Below are 19,102 nucleotides of genomic sequence, written 5' to 3' on the forward strand. Positions count from 1 at the left end.
TTAAGTTACTGGCAAAATTATTGTTGAGAGTTAAGAAAAAATGGTATTAATTATGTATAAAATGGTATAATTGAAATATCTTTATTAAAACTTTAGTCAATAATAGAAGTTTATGAGTAAAGTACTGTCTCTATGAAAAATATAAATCTTAATAAGATTAGTAAACTAAAACAAAATTTGGATACTTTTTTTGTTGATAATACTAATTTTTATGTTTTTGATTCAAGTCATGTGCCTAAACAGCTCCAACAACAAAATCCTTTTCGAAATGATTTTTACAGTTTAATTTTTGTTTTGAAAGGCGAAATGAATATAACTATTGATTTTAAAAACCATTCTATTGAATCGCAACATGTTGTTTTTATAAGCCCAAATCAAGTAATTGATGTTGATGATCATAATGTTGAACTTGCATTTGGAATTATTTTTAAAAAGGAATTTTTACTATTACCAACTGATTGGTTAAAAACACTTCCTTTGTTTCATAGAGTTCATAGTACTCCTAGCCTTAAATTATCGGATAAAGATCAAATATTATTTAGGAGTTATATAAATCAAATTATTAGTGAATATAAAGCTAAAAACGAATATAAATACGATATAATTAAAGCAAATCTTATGCTTATTCTAGCTTATTTATCTCGTTCATATGCCCAATTAAAATTAAAAAATAATTCAAATAGTAATAAGGTGTTACTTGATTTTGAAACTTTAATAGAACAACATTATAGATCTATTAAGTTAGTAAAAGAGTACGCAGATATGCTTCATATGACACCTCAAAATTTAAATCGTATTTGTAAAAATATAACAGGTTTGTCAGCAAGTGAACTCATCAATAAAAAAATTCTTTTAGAAGTCAAACGATATTTGATTTATACTGATAATAGAATAGAAGAAATAGCTTTTATTTTTAATTTTTATGATAACTCTTATTTTACAAAGTATTTTAAAAAAGCAACAGGTTTAACACCAAAAGAATACAGAAGAGAGAAAGCCAAAATGAATAAATAAGATTTAATATTCATTTTTTATAAATTTAAAACCATTAACATCAATTCTTGATCAATAAAAAATAGCTAATGAGAACTTTGTTAATTTTATCGATTTTTATAGTTTTTACAGAATGTAAACAAACTGATAAATCAAAGCATATAGAAAAAGAGTCTAAAAAAGAACAAAATGAATCCGAAATTTTAGAGGTAAAAGACGAGAGTTTTAATTCAGACGAATTTTATTCAATAGACTTGAAAGATTATGTTTATTCAGGATTTTTAATAGGTAAAAAAAAGAGCTTAATTAAAAATAATATTTCAAAGCTTAATATTTCAGGTCATAGTTCATTTGAATTTAATAAAAAAGGTTTAATTACTAAAATAGAGAATATAACGAATAACTATTTCGAATTTATTTATGATAAGAATGAAAACTTGATTAAAGTTTCTAATAAGTTACGTTCTAATAATAAAACGTATGCTGAAACTGAATATAAGTTTGTAGAGAATGATAGTTTGGTAGCAGTGATAAACACTATTTATAATGAACAGAATGAAGTTGAAAGTAGAGAGATATCAACAGTGTTAGATAATACCGATGATCAGTTTTCTTTTGTGGTTGATAATGCAGAAGAGTTTAAAGTAAATTCTAAAAAAGAGATGATTTTGAATTATCAGGAAAATATTTTTCTTTGTTGTGGAGAATCTATGATGGGGAAAAATAGATTGATCTATTACTACACAGATAAAGGACTTATAGATTCGTTAGAAATAACTAATTTAATTACAAAAAGGAAAAAAGTATTTGAATACAAGTACCAATGAAAAAGACAATTCTAATATTAATAATATTACTCTTAATTTCTAGTAATGCTATTGCTTGTAGTTGTGGTTATGATAAAATTACTCAGGATGAATATGATAATTATTCTTTGATTTTTATAGGAGAAATAATCGAAGTTGAAGATTGTGACAATTGGGGGTATCAAGAGTTTACTTTTAAGGTTGAAAGACTTTTCAAAGGTCAAATTACAGAAATTGTTTCTGGTTTCAATAACTGTGGAGGGATTTGTAATTATCCATATAAACTTGGTGAAAAATGGTTGATTTACTCTAATCCCAATTATGGTTTAATTAATGATCAGCATGCATGTAATCAAAGTACTAGAGTTGCTTTAAAAAATAAAGTATTGATAGACACAGATTATAACATTTCTAAACAAGACTGGGATTTTGAAATTGATTTTTTAGAAAATAGAATAACTAACAATGTAATGATAGTTAGTTTTCAGTTTATAAAATTTGTTCCTTTATTGAGAAATATATTCATTTTAGTGGTGCTTTTTTTATTCCTTTTAATGTGTTACAAGTTTAATTTAAAATTGTTAGGTTTTAGTGTTTGCATAGGAATAATTAGCGGATTTTTATATTATTTGTTTATTAGCTCAGATTTATTTCTGCAATTGAAAGATAACAGAATTATAAATGTTCTTATAATATTAGGAGTTTTATTTGTGTCAAGCCTTTTTTGTTTTAGAAAAAGGAAAGATAAATATGGTTTTAAGGAGTTATTCTATTTTAACTATTTAATTTACATTACTACAGTTATTACTTGTTTGTATATAATAGTTTTAAATGAATATCAAAAAGTTGAGTACAGCCCGCATTTTTATAAAATCTTATTTTTTATATTAATTGCTGGAATTATGTTTAGTGTTTTTGTGGCTATAATTATACTTACAGGAAAACGAATTAAATTAAAAAAGCTAAAAAGTAAATGAAAAATATATTAAAATGGATTATAATAATTGGGAGCTTTGCTTCTTGTAGTTCTAAAGAAAGCTGTAAAGAGAAAGTTCAGATTATCAAAGACACTATAAAAATTAAAAAAGTTGTAGTTGATACTATTTACGTAACAAAAACCAATGAATATATTCAAAGTAGTTACTATATTATTGATAGATTACCCGACAAATATTTAAAATCTAATGTCATTGATAATCTTATAATAAAAGATAAATTCAAAATAGATAACAGAATGAATCCTCTTTATTTTGAAGAAGATTTTAATGGAGATGGTCATCTCGATGTAACATTTCCAGTTCGTCATATTGAATCTAAAAAAGTAGGATTTGTTATTGTCCATGGAAATACTGAAGAAGTTTATATTATTGGAGCAGGGAATAATATAAAAAATGGACTCTCAGAGAATATGGATTATATTGATATATGGAAGATCAATAGAGAAAAGGTTAATGAACCAGGTTTAGAAGAAAATACGGGAACTGGAAAAAATGGCGAATTAATTCTTAAGAATCCATCATTACAAATTGAAAAATCTGAGCTAGGCGGTGGACAAATTTATTGGAATGGCAAGGAGTATGTTTATTTTCATCAAACTTGTTAGCTTTTAGAAAAGACGAATATCTCTATCTTATCAAAGATGATTACTAACACTAACAACCAAAACCAAATGTTTATTATCGATTTAACTTATAAAATAGCATTAGAAAAAGTAGATCAATTCTTAAATGATCATATTGAATTTTTGAATGAGCAATACGAGTTAGGTAACTTTTTAGCATCAGGACGAAAAATACCAAGAACAGGAGGAATTATTTTATCAAACATACCATCAAAAACAGAATTAGAAGCTATAATAGCCAAAGATCCATTCAAAATAAATGGTGTAGCTGACTATGAATTTACAGAATTTATACCAAGCAAAACTTGTAAAGAATTACAGTTTTTACTGCCGTAATATCATGAACTGATTGCAGTAAAAACACTAAAAAAGATTATATAAAACTGCTGTAGTAACAGTGAAAAAAAGCAATTTGGAGTTCAAAAAAAGGCAGTAGTACCATTATTTTTTTCCAAAGGTGCAGTTGTTTAAGAGCAGAAGTGCTTTTGGATAGTTGTAGCTTTACAGTTAGTCAAGAGGAAAGCTTCAGTTAGTGAAGAGCAAAGCAGCAAAAAAAAATTGCAGCAGCAGCAATTTTTATAAAAAAGCATTAAAAAACCTCAATAATACCTGAGTATTATTGAGGTTTTTTAGTAGAAACTCTAATTAAAAGTTTTATTTATTAGATTTCATAAATCGTTACAGTCATACTAAATCGTATAGATTATTTGTATTCGAATTTAAGTAAAGACATACGTGTTTCGTAATATTTAACCAAGTAACTTTTTCAAATCTTAATGTATTAATCATAACTTATTTTCTTTTGAATCAAAAGTAACAATTAATACAACTTTAAAAATGAATAGTGATTGGTTGTATCTATAGTTGCAGTAAAATATTTTGTTTTAGTTAAATGTTAGTGCAGTATCGGATCTTTTTTTGATTTTAATTTAAACATAAGTCTTTTTATGTAATGATATTGAGTAGGTAATATTCTTTTGAAATAGGTATATTTGATATGAGAATTATTTTGAAAATAACCTTAACCTCCAAAAATTATGGGTGAATACAAAAAAATGATGCAGATAAAAATCACAATCTTGCACATACAAAGGCTGATAATCAAAATTATCAATTAAAAAATAATAGAGCAGATAATACAAAGTTAGATAGACTTCAAGATTCTGTAAATAATAGCACTAAAGTTATTCAACAAAAAGATAAAGTAGATGCTATTTCTGATAAAACAGTACAGAGAAAAGAAAATAATACAGGCTTACCTGATCAATTAAAATCAGGAATAGAATCACTATCAGGTATTGATATGAGTGATACTAGAGTACATTACAATTCATCAGAGCCAGCACAATTGCAAGCACATGCTTTTGCACAAGGTAATAATATTCATATAGCTCCAGGTCAGGAACAACATTTACCTCATGAAGCTTGGCATGTGGTACAACAAAAACAAGGAAGAGTAAAACCCACAACACAGTTAAAAGGTAAAACACTGATTAATGATGATGCAGGTTTAGAGCGAGAAGCAGATGTTATGGGTGCTAAAGCTGCTTCAGTACCATTGCAAAAGAAATCAAATGAAGGATTGCAAAGCACAGTTAATAATGAAGGAAGTATTATTCAAAGAGTAGTAGGTTGGACTGCTGCTGCCTGTGCAAGTGGCACCACATTATATCATAACACCGGACAAGATGGTGCTATAAGTTTAATGACAGATGGTGTTAGACAAGTTCAGAATGCCTGGGGAGGAGGAGCTCTAGGAGCTGGATTTTATACTCATAAAACGAGAGGAGGAGCAGAAGTATATGGTCAAGCAAGATTTACCATTAGATATAGAGTAACAGGTAATTTAACTGGTCAGGTTGTACCAAGAAGACTTGTAGGGCTTGGTATACCAGCTGATACAGATTATCTTACAGGAAATGATTTTTTAACCAATCCAGATGATGCTGATGAAATAAAATTACATTCAGGAGCGCATATAGTTGCGGTTGAAGTTTATGATAATCAATCTGGTACTACTTATAATAATAGACAACAGTTTATAAATGCTATTTTAGGAAATTAAAATTGATAAAAACAAACTTATGTATACTTGGTTAAAGTATGCATAAGTATTGTAATAAATATAAGCTAAAAAGAAAATCAATTAGCAATCATATTTAATGGTTTACTTTTAAACCATTTTAGCATTAAAATTACTCTGCTTCTTTTCGAAATTTACACTGATACGCATTTACTGTTCCTTTCACAATTTTAAAAACAGCTTCAATTAAAATTAGAATAGCATAAAAACTAATACCATGTTTCCAATGAATCTCTATATTAGGTACATCTGCTTTATATACCTCTTCAATTCCAATAACAATAAGTCCTATAGAAACAGCTAACTTAACGTAAGGGTTTTCAATAATTTTAGAAATAGTATGGATTATTTTTTTCATGTAGTAGTTTGGTTATCAGTTTTTAATTTTAATGAAGGTTCTTAAAAAAAATAAATGTTAAAAGTATAAAAATAAAACAATTATTAATAAAAGGTAATTTCAAACTTTGGAATTAAGAAATATTCACATCCTCTTCGCTAGCATTGTCAAAAGAAATAGATCCTAACCACAAACATTTACAAGTGCTACCATCATCTAAAGCGTTCATGTTATTAATAAACACATCAGAAATTCCAGGGCTCCAAGGTGTAACAGTACAAGGTACACAAGGTGCTGTAGTAGTAGCTCCACTAGTAGAAGCAATAATTGATGATACTGTTGGGTTTGTAGTAGACGAACATTCTCCAAAAGACATGATGTTAACTAACGGAATATAATCGTTAATAGTTGCAGCAGGCATACTATCAGTATTTACCATATTTACAGGTAACACGGTAAATGTAGAAGAAGCCGACCCAAAAGAGCACGAAATAGAAGCGCCAGTACAAGCTAAATTTGCCATAATAATATTTTTAATTAAATGTTTTATTTGATTTTTGATATTCTCTTTTAATTCCAGTCATAATAGTACTAAAATTAACTTTTTTCTCTCCTTTAGTAGCAGCTTTGATAGCACAATAGCGTACTACATTAATCATTTCACCACCCGATAATTCGTATTCTTTAGAAATTGTATCTAATACCTCAGGACCTTCTTCAATTTCAAAGGTATTACGAATCATGTTTTTCCATAAAATTTTACGTTCCTTGTATTTTGGCTTTGGAAAATTAATAGTGTTTTGAAAACGTCTTAAAAACGCTTCATCAATATTGGTTTGCAAATTCGTAGCTAAAATTATTAAACCATCAAAAGCTTCAATACGTTGGAGTAAGTAGGCAACTTCTTGATTCGCATGCCTGTCATTAGAGGAGTTTGTATCCGTTCGTTTGCTAAATAATGCGTCTGCTTCATCAAAAAATAAAATCCATCCCTTAGATTCAGCAACATCAAATAACTGTCCTAAATTTTTCTCCGTTTCACCAATATATTTAGAAACAATCATCGATAAATCAATTCTAAAAACAGGAGTATTGATAGACTTTCCTAACAAAGTAGCAGCTAATGTTTTTCCGGTTCCCGGAGGTCCGTAAAACAAAACCCTATATCCAGGTTTTAGTGTTTTATCTAGTTTCCATTCGTTTAAAATAAGATCACTATGTTGTAACCATTCTTTTACTTCCATTAACTGGTTTTTAATACCTATTTCTAGTACTAAATCTTCCCAGTTCATTTTAGTTGTAATTTTTTCTGCCGGAAACTTTGAGTTGTATTTAGGTACATATTTTTTATTGGTAATAATCACACTTAAAAAATCTTCTGATAGTTGTATGGTTTCTGAAAGTTCTACAGGTTGTTTTTGAGCAATTAAAATACGCTCTCTGTACAAAACATTATTGTCGTAAATAACTCGCATAAAGTTCATTCGAACTTGCATGTTATCAGCACCACCCAATAAAAAACAAACAGTATTTAAGGTAGGAGTAAAACCTTTTTCTTTGTCGTTATGAGCACCGCCAAACTCTGAAAAATGAGTGTCTAAAGTTTTATTCTTGATTAAAAATAAATCTAAACTTTGAGGCTTTAAATACCGAACCAATCCGGTAATTAAAATCAATCGTTCTTCAAAAGAAAAAGAATGCTCTTTTAAAGCTTGTGCATATCCAGAGTTATCATTTTCAATAAGAGCAGGAGGTTGTATTTCATATATAGAACTGTAAGGAGTTTCATTTTTAAAATATAGTGCCAAAGCTGCATCAATAATTGCTTCAAGCCATAAAATATCATTTTGTAACGTTATTTGTTTGTTCTCCATGTTATGTCTATTAATTTTTCCATCCAACTTAACTTTATTTGTCCTATAGACCACGGAATATGATCTAGTAGCATATCATAAGATTTTTCTTCAACAACTAGTGTAAACTTTTTTTCTTCTTCAACAATACTACCAGGTCTGCTTAAAAAAGAAACTTTAAAACCTTCTACAGATGTTTTTCCTAAGGCTTTCCAGTGTCCAATTAAAGCTTGTAATAAGCCGTCAATTAATTCTTTTTCTTCAGAAGTTAATTCCATTAGCGGTAATAATGGCGTTTGAAAATCTACGTTGCAAATAATTTTATTTAAAAACAATGAATGTTCTTCCGGATCGGTTTTTCCTGTTACAGCATATTGCAATACATACATTCCTTTTTGCTTACTAGCTTCATCTTTAAAAGCTTTGTTTTCTACTAATCCCATGCGTTGAAATAACATTGGAATGTACGGACCTAAAATGATCATTCCTGCATTCTCTATAAAAACAGTTCCCTCAATAGTTTCTTTTTCGATTACCTCAGGAACAATGTCATTTTGTATTTCCTCTAAAATAGTAGAGCGTTCTTTTTGAATGGCACTCATGTATGTTACCAGCTTTTCAGAAAAAGAATGATTATGTATTACTAATTTATGTATCAATTGTGTAGTTGATAAGGTATGTTTAACCGATGTAATGCTATCTAACAATAACAAACTCCAAGATTCAGCACGCCAATTAGTGTTAGTGCTCATTGCTATTTTTAATAAAAGCTTATCAATAAAGTAACTCCAGATAGCGGCATAATTATTAGCACTGATGATCTTTTGAAGTTGTTTGAAAATTTCAAAGACCGTCATCAATTTCGATTGACTTTCAGTAGAAAAAAACAAACGAATTACTTCCTTTTGATTTCTTTCTCTAAGTTTACTTTTTAATTGCGATCTAAACGAAGCTCTTTTTAAATGGAATAACAACTCTTTAGGTTGTTCTTTAAGTAATGTTTGTACAGATGCAATTATCTCTTTAGAGTTATTAATGGTAATAGATGCAGCCCATGGTCTTTTAGTTTCAATTTTTTCAATGGCATCGGTATGTGTATTCGAAGGGGGAATTATCTTTCTTCTTAACCAATTTTCTAAAGAATGTAAATTTTTAAAGCTAGCAATATCTACCTGAATTCGTCCTAATAATAACACGTACAAATCTTCTTTAGTAATGCTTAGCTTCTGAGCTAATTTTTGAGTTATAAAATCGGCTATTTTTTCAATGGTTATTTGCTGATGTAGAACCGCATATTCTAAAAATAAATATTGAAGCTCTTTTTGATAGCTAGGAATGCTGTTTTTTATTCCTTTAAGATCTTTTTCGAGTACTTTTTCAAATAGTAGTTTAGTAACCAATGTAGTTTGTGTTACATTGGTATTTACTTGTTTTATAAATGTTTGATAGATGTTAGCATCCATTAAGTCAACAATTGTTTTTTGCTGATTTGATTTTTTAAACCATTGTATAAAAAGATCAGGATATTCTTGTAACACCAAAGACATACTTTCTCTAAATGAAATAGAGGTTTTATCTTTAATCCACCATGGTAACCTATTATTTTTAAAAAAATATTGAACGCTATCTAAATGATATTGGTCGTTTTTAGGTGCTATTTTAGTTACGTCACTTTTTACTAAACGTTGTAAAATAACAGTAATAAAATCTGGAGTATCAGTTAAAAGCTTTTTTTCTTGAAGCGTTTTTAAAATATGTGCTTTAGAAACATGGTTTTTTTTAGAAAATGTACGCAATAGATTTTCTAAATTGGTATAAATATTTTCTTGAGTGTATTTTAAAAGTATCGTTTTTGTTTGTTTAACAAACTCTTCATAAACACTTATTTCAATAGCTTTGCTAGAGCTAGTTTCTTTGGAGAAATCTGACGTTTCTTTTGAGTTGTTATATGATTTTTCAAGGGTTAAAATAGCGTCAATAATAGCATTGTTGATGTTTAAAACAGTACTAACTTGATTAATTTGGTGTAAAATTAATGGGATATTTTCTCCTTTCTCATGTAACAACAATAATTCTGATTGAATCTTTTCAATTATAGTTTGTTGCCTATAATTTCCATGCTGTTGAAAATTATCAAGTAATATTATTAACAAGTTAATAGAAGCTTTTTTGAAATTATTATCAATTAAACTAGTTTGAAACTGCGTTAATGAAATAGTGGAGGTATGCTTATGATAGTTATATAATTTTACAACACTTTTAATATTTTCTTTAGAAAGTGTTTTTTCAACTTTTTTCTGATGCTCATAGATGTTTTTAGCAAGATTAACAGCTTCAATAATTTTAGTGTTTACAGTAAGCGTTTTGGTTAGCTCTAGTATTTGATGAATAGTAATAAAAATATCTGTTCCCTTTTTATCTAACTCCAACAAACGTTTATGTAACCAATCTGCTAATACTTCTTTAGAACTACTAGTATTTTTAGAGAAAACATCCAAAAAAACGGTAGTTAATTGCAATGTAGGAATTGTATAATTTGAGGCAGCTATAGTAGATTGAAAAATAGCTAATGATTTGGTTTCCTTTTTAGCGTAGAAAGGATATAATTTTTCACTAAATCTTTTTAATTCTGTTGATAATTTTGTGTTTGAATGCAACTGTTGCGAGCTAACAGCAGTAATAAAACTAGTAATAAACTGATTACTACTTTTAGCAGTTGTTGAATTGTTTTGTTGAGCAAAGTTTTTTAAAATCTGTATAAAATTATCATCTAGTGTACTTGTTTTTAATACTTCTAACAAAAATTCATCAACAGGTTTGGTTCCCGATTGATGCGCTTTTATGTACACTCTTAAAGAAAACTTTCCTAACTGTTTTTCAATTTGTTTAAAGGTGTTTGAGTCGCTATTAATGGAGTTAGCAGTACTTTGTAATTCCTTAATAAATTGTGATAGCTGATTTAATACTGCATTATTAGTGTTACTAATAATATAGGTGCTAATTTCATTGGAAAAAGAGTCCACAAGCTGCAATGCTTTGATCGTATTTTGCTGTAAAAAATTAAAAAAGACATTTTGAAAAGCTACTGGTTCTTTAATTATAAATATCTTCAAATACTCTTCAAAAGAAGTGTAAGTTTTAATTGCACTACTTAGGGGTAATGAATTGTGTTCTAAATAATATTTTAATGTTTGATGAAACTGTAATGTTTCATGCTTTTTTATACGATGTACAGTTTTAAATTCTTTTTGTTCTTCCTCTTCTTGTAATTGAAAAACCAGTTTGCCAAAATTGGCATAACCAGTACGTTTATTTTTATTCTCTTTAATACCTAAAACAATCTTTTTAAGTAAGTTTTTATAAGTAAGATTGTATTTAGCAGCTATTTTTCGAATTAGGTATTGTAAAAAACTTTTCTGATTTGAATAGCCAGCTACTTCTGTGAAAATATATGCAAGAATAATTTCCCAAACGGCATTTCTAAAATACTGTTTGTTAGTTTCCACCAAAGGTTGTTCTTCTTGGTGTTGTATAATTTCTTTTCTCGATTCGTTAATGTATTTCCCTTCATCTTCTTTAACAGCAAGTACAATCTGCTCTAAAGAATCATCTTTTAATTGAGAAATTAATCGAGTTCTTATATATTCTTTTTTCCCTTCTAACTTTAAAGCAGTAATTAATGCTTCTTTATTGTTTTTAAAAGCCTCTGATAGTAATACTTTAGGCGATAAAGCTGATGGAGTGTCCCAATGTAGATGACCGTTTTTAAGAAAAAAAACAAATTGATCTATTTGTGTTTTGTGAATAGATTTTCGTTTCCCTTTTATTAAGCTTCCGTTACTGTAAGTGTTGCTTTTAAAAAATTGAACAAAAGCTTCTTCAATTTTGTAAGCAATTTCATGCTCAAAATTAGCAGCAGTTATAGAACCTAAGTCTAGCGTAATTTCATCATATTGATCTAAATGATTGGTAGAATGATGTTGATCCATTACTTTTTGAAGCACAAACTGAATGCTTTGTTCTTGTAATCGACTTATTTTAGATTGATATTCGTAACTCTTAGAAGCGTTGGTAAGTTCAATCTCATATCGTTGTCGTTTAATAATATGTGTTTGATCTTCTTTCAAAAATTAATAACCTTTATCAAACTTTTGTAGCATTCGTATTAATTGATATGCACAAAGCATTCGTTCTTTACTAGTATCGTTTGTTAATACTAATTTTAACCATTTAAAATATACCTTTTCAAAACCATAAAGCTCTCTATAAGAAAGCCAATAAGAATCGGCGACAATATGAATTGGTATTTCTGTATACAGTGTGTTTTTAAAAAACTGTTGAAAGTTTCTATTTTGAAAACGTACAGGCCAAGAAGGTAATATAAAGCTCATTTTAAATGAAAAGAATAATTCATCAACGGCATATTCCGCATAAAAAACCAAACATTTAGTTATGGCTTTTAAATCTTCTATATCACATTTTTTTAAAACTTCTTTAAGTTCACTAATGGCTTTTTCTAATTCAATTTTAGATCTGAAATTAGTGCTAGATACAGCAATAGCTTCTTCATTAGGTAAGCATAACGCTATTTGATGTTGCCCATCAATAAAAACAGATTCATATTGAATGGTATCTGCCAGTAAATTATTTAATAAAGCGTCTACAGTTTTATCTCTATCTGCAAAAGGAGATTGGGTTACATGGGTAAATATTAGATCTAACGACGAATCTAACAATGAAAAATCCATTTCAAATCCGAAATGATCTTCAAAATAAGAAGGTAAAAGTAATACATGCTCAAGTACCAGAAAACCTTCACTCTTTTGACTAAAATCTGTTAAGAAATGAATAGCTTTATATACCGATTTTTTAGCTTCTTCTGCCGAAGTGGCTATATGAACAATGTTTGAGGTTTTGTGATCTCTTTTATGTACAATGTAAAAATGATCTTCTTTATTAGGATCTTTTATAATGGTATAGTTTTCAGGAATAATACCATATTTTAATACATCGTTTAAAATAGTGTCTTCCTCACCAACATAATGCATGCTTTCATATAAATTCTCCTTAATATCTTCATGTATTTCTATATCGTCAATTTCCAAAATATCGTAATGATCTTCTGGTGTGTAAATGTCAATATGACTAATAGTTACATCAAGTTCTAATGTTTGAGGATGAATATGTATTCCTAGTTCATCTACCGATCGTGTAAACGATTTTATCTCAGAATTGTTTAAGCCAACCAGTATGGCAATCTTTTTTAAAACGCCAGTAATAGCTATTTTATCATTTTCGTTTAATAGCGTATCAATATCGCTGTAGTTAAAAGATTTTGATCTGTTGTAACTAATAGTAGCGTACTCTTTTATATAGTTTTGTTTTGCTTTTAATAATTGTTTTTCAAATCCTTTTTCATTAACTGCGTCTCCATAACTAATATTATTAATTTTAAGTAATGTATAGGTTTGAAAGGCTTCATTGTATCTAGCTAACAATTGTGTGGCAATGCTATTTAATCTGTCAGATGCATGCGAATCAAAAAAAGCATTTAAACCTTTAGTAATTTCATTCCAATAATTTTTAGTTTCTTCTATACTGTAATCACTTCCTACAGGTTGTAATAACTCTAAAAGCTCTTCAATATCAGGTAAACTGTTGGTGAAATAAGAGGTGTCTTGATTACTATCAATATCATACAAAGTATAAATATTAGATATTTGCGCTAAAAAATTAATAATTAACTGATCAAAAGGTAATAAATATGCTTGTAATTGTTTTACCTGAGCTTTTCGTAAAGGAGTAGCAGCATTACTGATTCCTCTATCACCAACACCATAAATTTCTGGTAGTTGTTTTCGAATAGGGAAGTGGTAATCTATATCTAAAAGGTTTCCTTCTGGTATGGCAATAGTATTTTCCGAATTAGAAGCAGCTTTAAATTTACTTGCATCTAAGGCTTGTATAAAAGATAGTTGTTTTTTGGCTATTCTTAAATCGGGCTGAAAAGAAATACCAGCATTCTCAAAAATTAAGTTCTTATTAGATTTCGGAAACAATACACGAGCGGTCATTTTTTTAGGAATGTCAAAACTTTCTTTAATAACATGAAGCTCTTTTGTTTTTAAATCGACATAACTTAACGAGAAATCACTAATGTTGATAATCCCTTTTATTTTAGAAATGATTTTAAGTATGTCTGAAATTTTAATTGTAGCAACAGGGTCTCTTAAATCTTCTTCTTTAATGAACCCGTTTGTTAGTTTAGGACCATTAAAAATTTCATTTACAGAAAGCTCTTCGTTTTGTAATTGACTCAACGATGAAAAATTCACTTCTGGAGCCAAATAATCATTTACAGCATGTATAATATTAGCCAATACCTCTTCGGCATTAGCAATATCAGACAGCATGATTTTAAAATTAACAACTAAAGGTAAGGGTTTAAAAATTTCAATAGCATATAAACCTTCACATAAGTTACGATGTTCGTGATATAAACGTGCAATTTCTGCTTTCAAAGCCTCATTTTCTGTTGCTTCATTTTCTGGTTTGTGATGATATTCATGTTTTTCAACAAAAACATGTAACAGTCCTTTTATGTTATCTAATTCTTCTTGGTAATCATCAATAGGGTATACCCATATATTTTTTACATTCTCTATTTGATCAATCCAAATTCTTCTATAATCATTAAAAGTAACCGGATTTGTTGTTAAAATATCTGATGCAGTAAATAATCCATTATCACCAGAGTTTAAAGTAGCTTTTTTAGAGGATTGTAAAAGATCTTCAATAGGAATATTTACTTTATGTGCTACTTCAGTTATAGCATATGATATGTTTTCAAGTAGTGTAATACCTGGATCATGTTCATTATAATCTGTCCAAATACCACCACTTAACTTTTGAAGTAGTTCTAAAGCTTCTTGATGCAGTTCTTCATATAAACTATCACCTTTTTTTCGTTTAGAAATATATCCTTTATTCGTATCCATATAATAGCGCCCCTATTACTTAAAAAATTTGGTCATATCGTTATCCCATAATTTTGTGATGTGAAAATGTATTTGCTCATCAGCTCCGTAGTTCGATTTTGTTTTTAATTGAAGTTTATAATTGTAGGTGCTTCCTGTAAAACGAATGTCTATTTTATTCCAAAACCAGCCGTAATGTGCTTGTGTTTTTCGAATTTTATGATGCGATTTTCCAAAGGTACTCAATGCGTGTGCATGTAATAAAGCATATCTCCCTGCTTTATGTTTACCAACTTGAGCTACAACTTCAAAAGCTACACAACCATCTAAATCAGTAATCACATCGTGCCAATGACCATCAGCAGGTACGGTATCTATTTTGTAGGTTCCAATACGTGTATCAGCACCTAAAACACCATCTACTTCTAATGTAGTTCTGGGCTGTGAAGTACCAATACCAACTTGTCCTGTTTTTTGTAACGTGATAGCGGTGGTTGATTCAGTTTCTGTAACTGGAGCAACAATAGATAAACGTTTGTCATCTTGCTGATCTACTTCAATACTCCACTGTGGTAACTCGTCTTCTACATTTTCATAAAAACTAATAAGTTTATCAGACTCCTTTCCTTTAGGAGCCAGTTGTAAGCCATCTTTTTCGTCTTTCGAAATACCATCATCTACTTTATTTAGCATAGAGTCTATTAAGCTAAAGAAATTACTTTCTTTAGGTCTGGCTCCTGCGGCAAATAATGTTTTAAGACTCTGTCTGTTTAATAACTTTATTTTCAATGTCTTTATATTTGGTTAAACGATTATTCTGTCTTAAAAGTCAGAATAGTTTTTGCTTTTTGTAAGCTTAATGCAGTGGTTGTTTTTTCAGGAGTTTTTTCTTCCTTAACAACAACTACCTCATTTTTATTAACTGTTTTTTCTTCTTCCTCATCCTCATAATCACCAGCAATAATGTAATCTACTCCAATTTGTAAATTTTGAGTTTCTATTTCTTCAATTGTTTCATCTTCTAAAATACCAGATGAATAAATATTATGCTTCATTTTTGGTACTAACATAGACCAAGGTTTTGAAGGTTTTATTTCATTATTCTCTTCGTATATTTTTGCTGAAAAATTATCCAATCCTTTTTTAATAATATGTTCTATATCTATTTTTTGAATAGATTCTATGTAGGGTAAATTTTCTAAATGACTTTTAAGCATTCTTGGTACTACAACATTATTAAGTCCATTATTATCTTTTTGAGATACAGGGCATAAGTATTCGTTGATTTCTTTATTTAAAGCATTTAAATAATAACCTCCTTGGTCTTTTGCCTCAAAAGTTGCAATACAAGTAACTAATAGCCATTCAATAACAGGGTTTTGAACTTTAATTTTTATAAAAGAATTGGCTTTACTTTTAATAAAATCATAAATACTATCCAATTCATTTCTATTAAAGTAATGGTGCTGATCATATCTCCATTTACTAGAAAGTACTAATAAAGTAACCTTACCCGCTTGAGGTTTAAAAAGAGCGTTTAAATTGGTACATTTTACTACTCTAACATCATGAAAATAAGAAAGAACTAAACGTTCATAATCCCAGATAGTTAATGCTCTGTCTTTATGACGCAATCGTTCGCTGACTTCTGTATAAAATAGTGCTGATGAAGTAGGTAGTTTTCCTCCATAAGAGTTTTTAGGCTGTATTACTTTTTTTAGGTTAGGCATTTTTTTTGCCATTTTGGTAATACTATTTGCAGCTATTTGTTTACCAATAATGTTTTCATCATCGCTTGTACAGCTGGCTACTACTGCATTCGGATGAATAGCATTAATTATTGGATATTTATAGGCTTCTTTTTTAGCAATAAAGCGTAAACTGAACTCTCCTTTTTCCTCATCTTTATAAGCATGTGGTAAAAGAATTTCTATAATTCCAGATTTAGTTAGTTGATCTGTTCCGTCAGAAATTATATTCTTCTTAGGCAAAGGAATCCAACGGTCTAAAACTTCATACTCAATTAAAATATTATTATTGTAGTGTATGTGTTCTGGAAAACGATTGTTTAAGTCGAAAAATAAAGAAACAGTACTACTTGGAATTGCTTTAGAAAGTTTTAAAAACAGATAGCCTTCTCCTTTGAAATCGGCAACTATACTATTTTTAAACACTTTGCTATTATTTACAATTTTCTCTATACCAAAAGGAGTAATATGAATATAGTCACCTACAATATCTTCTGGGCTCCCATCATAGGTGTTGTTAAAGTAAATAGTGTCGCTAGCAGTGTAGTTTAAAGTAAGTTGCTTAACTTTAGGTATAAACGGTTTGTTTGGTAATGGTAGTGTATCTTCATTTCTAGCATTATGAGTAGCTATTTCTACATAGTTTTTCTGATAAACATCATTTCCAAATCCGTATTTAGGGGTTGTAAATGTGAATTTAAAAAATCCACTATTAGTATGTATATCGTATGCAATTGGATCTTGCAGTTTGTAGTTTTTAGTAAGTTGATATTTTTTTAAATTATCAACAATTACTTTGGTGTTTTTATCAATTAAAACAGTGTCATATCCTTCGGGAGTTTTGGCAGCATTACTTTTAAAAAGAGATAATTGTGTTCTTCGCTCTTCTTCTCTAGGAAACCAATAACCATTAGATAAAGCAGAAATATCTATGCGAAAAGAATCGTTAAAAAAACGTTCTGTGTAAGCTGAATAATAAGTTTCAAAACCACCATATTCCATAGGAACTTGATCCCATTCAATATTTAAAATTAGCTCAGATAATTCTTTTTTAAATAATTCACTTTTTCCAATTAATAAATAATTTCCTATTTGTGGCGATGTACCAAATAAATTGAAAGGTTTGGTAAGTGGCATTTTACCAATATTATTGTAAACAGCTAAATTTTTAGCACCTGTTACAGATACCTCTATTTGTATTGTTTCTAATTGTAAACCTTTTAAAAATGAATAAGCGTAAATAGGTGCATATTCGTCTAATAATATCTTAACCATAGGAAGTTTACTGGCTTCTGAAGCTAAAGGTGCTACAGGAGGTGTTGACTTCTCTATGATAAAATGTAGACTAAAAGAATTGTCTTCTTCATTAAAAGAAAGTTCATACTTTTTTTGTGTTCTCCATTTTTTAGTAGTGGTATACGAAATGATAAAAGCTTCTTCAAAAACAGAGTTAAAAACAACGTCTAAAGGTAAGTTTAAATTGGTTGCCATTTCTTTCAATAGCTTCCAAAATGTCACTTCAGAGGACTCTTGTTGGAGGTTAAAGGTAAGTTGGATATTTCTTTCTCCTTCTTCAAGAAAAAGTGCTTTTGAACCAATCATAAAACCAATATCTGTTAAGCTATTTTCAGAAAGCTCTGAGTCGACAATAGAGTTTTCATCTGCCCCAAATATGGAATAATTTTCGATTTCTTTGGCTACTTTCTCATTAAGAACAAGGTTGTTTTTAACAATGTTTGAAATTGTGGCGTCGTTAGTGCCGATTTTAATAAATGGGCTTTTATTAAAATATAAGGTTTGTAAAGTGTTTACTCGTATAGGATAGGTTAATAAAGGTTTTTCGGTTCTAAATAAAACATTTTTTTTCCTATTAAACAACTTTCCTGCAATTAATTCTGTGTTTTCTGGAATTAAAATTTCTTTAGAGTTTGGAAGTACCTCAAAATATACCACTGTTTTAGTAGGTATTCCTTTGCGAGGAGTTTGTTGTAAAACATCTTTATAGTAAAAATCTAAATGTCGTTGACCAAGCTTATTTATTTGATCTTGAATTTTTTTAAATAACAATGCAAATGTAATATACATTGCATTGTTAGGCATATGGTTGTTTTTAGAAAAAATGGTTTTTTGTAAATATTCACGTGTGAAATTCTGAATATATACGATCATTTTTCTAAACGTATGTGTAACCTCGTCTACATCAAAATCAGAGTTATCAAAATTGCCATTGTCTTGGTTGTGTGCAATAACATTTTCTAATAATTGTTTTTTATGCTCAAGTACGTCTAATAGTACATTGCTAATTTTATCAGCAAGAATAGGCTCTTTAAAGTATAAAAGAGTATGGTACCAATGTTCTATTTTTCGATACCAGTTTAGTAAAACATTAATTTTTTCAGCAAGCGAATAACTATCAATACGAAGACTGTCAATAGGTTCTTTTACAATACCAATAATAAAAATAACAGGATCTTGTTCAACTAAAGCTCTCCAATTTCCATCAATAACATTTTCGGTTGTAAAATAATTAATTTGCTCTAAATATGATACAATATAAGCCAACAGATCATCAAATGAGCGATCGTCAATTTGAAAATCTGGGTTTAATAACGTGGTGTTTATTCGTTGTCTTTGTATGGTTCCTTTCCGTCTTTCCATCATTCTATGCACTGCATAAACAATAC

The 19,102-nt window shown here is 28.9% G+C and carries 13 protein-coding genes; 6 read left to right on the forward strand and 7 right to left on the reverse strand.

From position 1 onward, the window contains the following. Window positions 1-132: 132 nt before the first annotated feature. The 6 genes from EYW44_RS05920 to EYW44_RS05945 all read left to right on the forward strand — a co-directional run bounded on the left by EYW44_RS05920 (window position 133) and on the right by EYW44_RS05945 (window position 5,485). Window positions 133-1,014 (forward strand): AraC family transcriptional regulator, encoded by an 882-nt coding sequence (locus tag EYW44_RS05920; RefSeq protein WP_132722752.1) that lies wholly within the window; start codon window positions 133-135, stop codon window positions 1,012-1,014. A gap of 68 nt (window positions 1,015-1,082) precedes the next feature. Then, window positions 1,083-1,820 (forward strand): hypothetical protein, encoded by a 738-nt coding sequence (locus EYW44_RS05925; protein ID WP_132722753.1) that lies wholly within the window; start codon window positions 1,083-1,085, stop codon window positions 1,818-1,820. Further along, complete coding sequence (locus EYW44_RS05930; RefSeq protein ID WP_132722754.1) at window positions 1,817-2,776, forward strand: hypothetical protein; 960 nt, start codon at window positions 1,817-1,819, stop codon at window positions 2,774-2,776. The genes EYW44_RS05925 and EYW44_RS05930 overlap by 4 nt, the downstream gene beginning before the upstream one ends. After that, window positions 2,773-3,402: a hypothetical protein gene (locus EYW44_RS05935; RefSeq protein WP_132722755.1), complete on the forward strand. Its 630-nt coding sequence runs from the start codon at window positions 2,773-2,775 to the stop codon at window positions 3,400-3,402. Before EYW44_RS05930 ends, EYW44_RS05935 begins: the two co-directional genes overlap by 4 nt. 66 nt (window positions 3,403-3,468) lie before the next feature. Next, window positions 3,469-3,756: a YciI family protein gene (locus tag EYW44_RS05940; protein ID WP_132722844.1), complete on the forward strand. Its 288-nt coding sequence runs from the start codon at window positions 3,469-3,471 to the stop codon at window positions 3,754-3,756. Between the two features lie 877 nt (window positions 3,757-4,633). Beyond that, entirely contained in the window at window positions 4,634-5,485 is an 852-nt protein-coding gene (locus EYW44_RS05945; protein WP_256369370.1) for an eCIS core domain-containing protein, read from the forward strand. Window positions 5,486-5,615: 130 nt separating this feature from the next. Here EYW44_RS05945 and EYW44_RS05950 read toward each other — a convergent pair whose 3' ends face one another. From EYW44_RS05950 to EYW44_RS05980, 7 genes are all read right to left on the reverse strand, one after another. Then, a complete protein-coding gene (locus EYW44_RS05950) occupies window positions 5,616-5,861 on the reverse strand; it encodes a hypothetical protein (RefSeq protein WP_132722757.1) in 246 nt (81 codons plus the stop codon). A gap of 112 nt (window positions 5,862-5,973) precedes the next feature. Continuing rightward, window positions 5,974-6,363 (reverse strand): DUF4280 domain-containing protein, encoded by a 390-nt coding sequence (locus tag EYW44_RS05955; RefSeq protein WP_132722758.1) that lies wholly within the window; start codon window positions 6,361-6,363, stop codon window positions 5,974-5,976. A 10-nt stretch (window positions 6,364-6,373) separates the two neighbouring features. Next, window positions 6,374-7,714, reverse strand: a complete 1,341-nt coding sequence (locus EYW44_RS05960; RefSeq protein WP_132722759.1) for an ATP-binding protein — start codon at window positions 7,712-7,714, stop codon at window positions 6,374-6,376. After that, a complete protein-coding gene (locus EYW44_RS05965; protein WP_132722760.1) occupies window positions 7,696-11,820 on the reverse strand; it encodes a contractile injection system tape measure protein in 4,125 nt (1,374 codons plus the stop codon). Before EYW44_RS05965 ends, EYW44_RS05960 begins: the two co-directional genes overlap by 19 nt. A gap of 3 nt (window positions 11,821-11,823) precedes the next feature. Beyond that, window positions 11,824-14,691, reverse strand: a complete 2,868-nt coding sequence (locus tag EYW44_RS05970) for a hypothetical protein (RefSeq protein ID WP_132722761.1) — start codon at window positions 14,689-14,691, stop codon at window positions 11,824-11,826. 15 nt (window positions 14,692-14,706) lie between these two features. Next, the gene (locus EYW44_RS05975; protein ID WP_132722762.1) at window positions 14,707-15,459 is read right to left on the reverse strand and encodes an adhesin; all 753 of its coding nucleotides are present in this window, start codon (window positions 15,457-15,459) and stop codon (window positions 14,707-14,709) included. Window positions 15,460-15,482: 23 nt separating this feature from the next. Beyond that, window positions 15,483-19,076 carry a hypothetical protein gene (locus tag EYW44_RS05980; RefSeq protein WP_132722763.1) on the reverse strand — a complete coding sequence of 1,198 codons (3,594 nt, stop codon included), beginning with the start codon at window positions 19,074-19,076 and terminating at the stop codon, window positions 15,483-15,485. Between the last annotated feature and the right edge of the window lie 26 nt (window positions 19,077-19,102).

This window comes from Tenacibaculum sp. M341, from assembly GCF_004337695.1.
Taxonomy (GTDB): domain Bacteria; phylum Bacteroidota; class Bacteroidia; order Flavobacteriales; family Flavobacteriaceae; genus Polaribacter.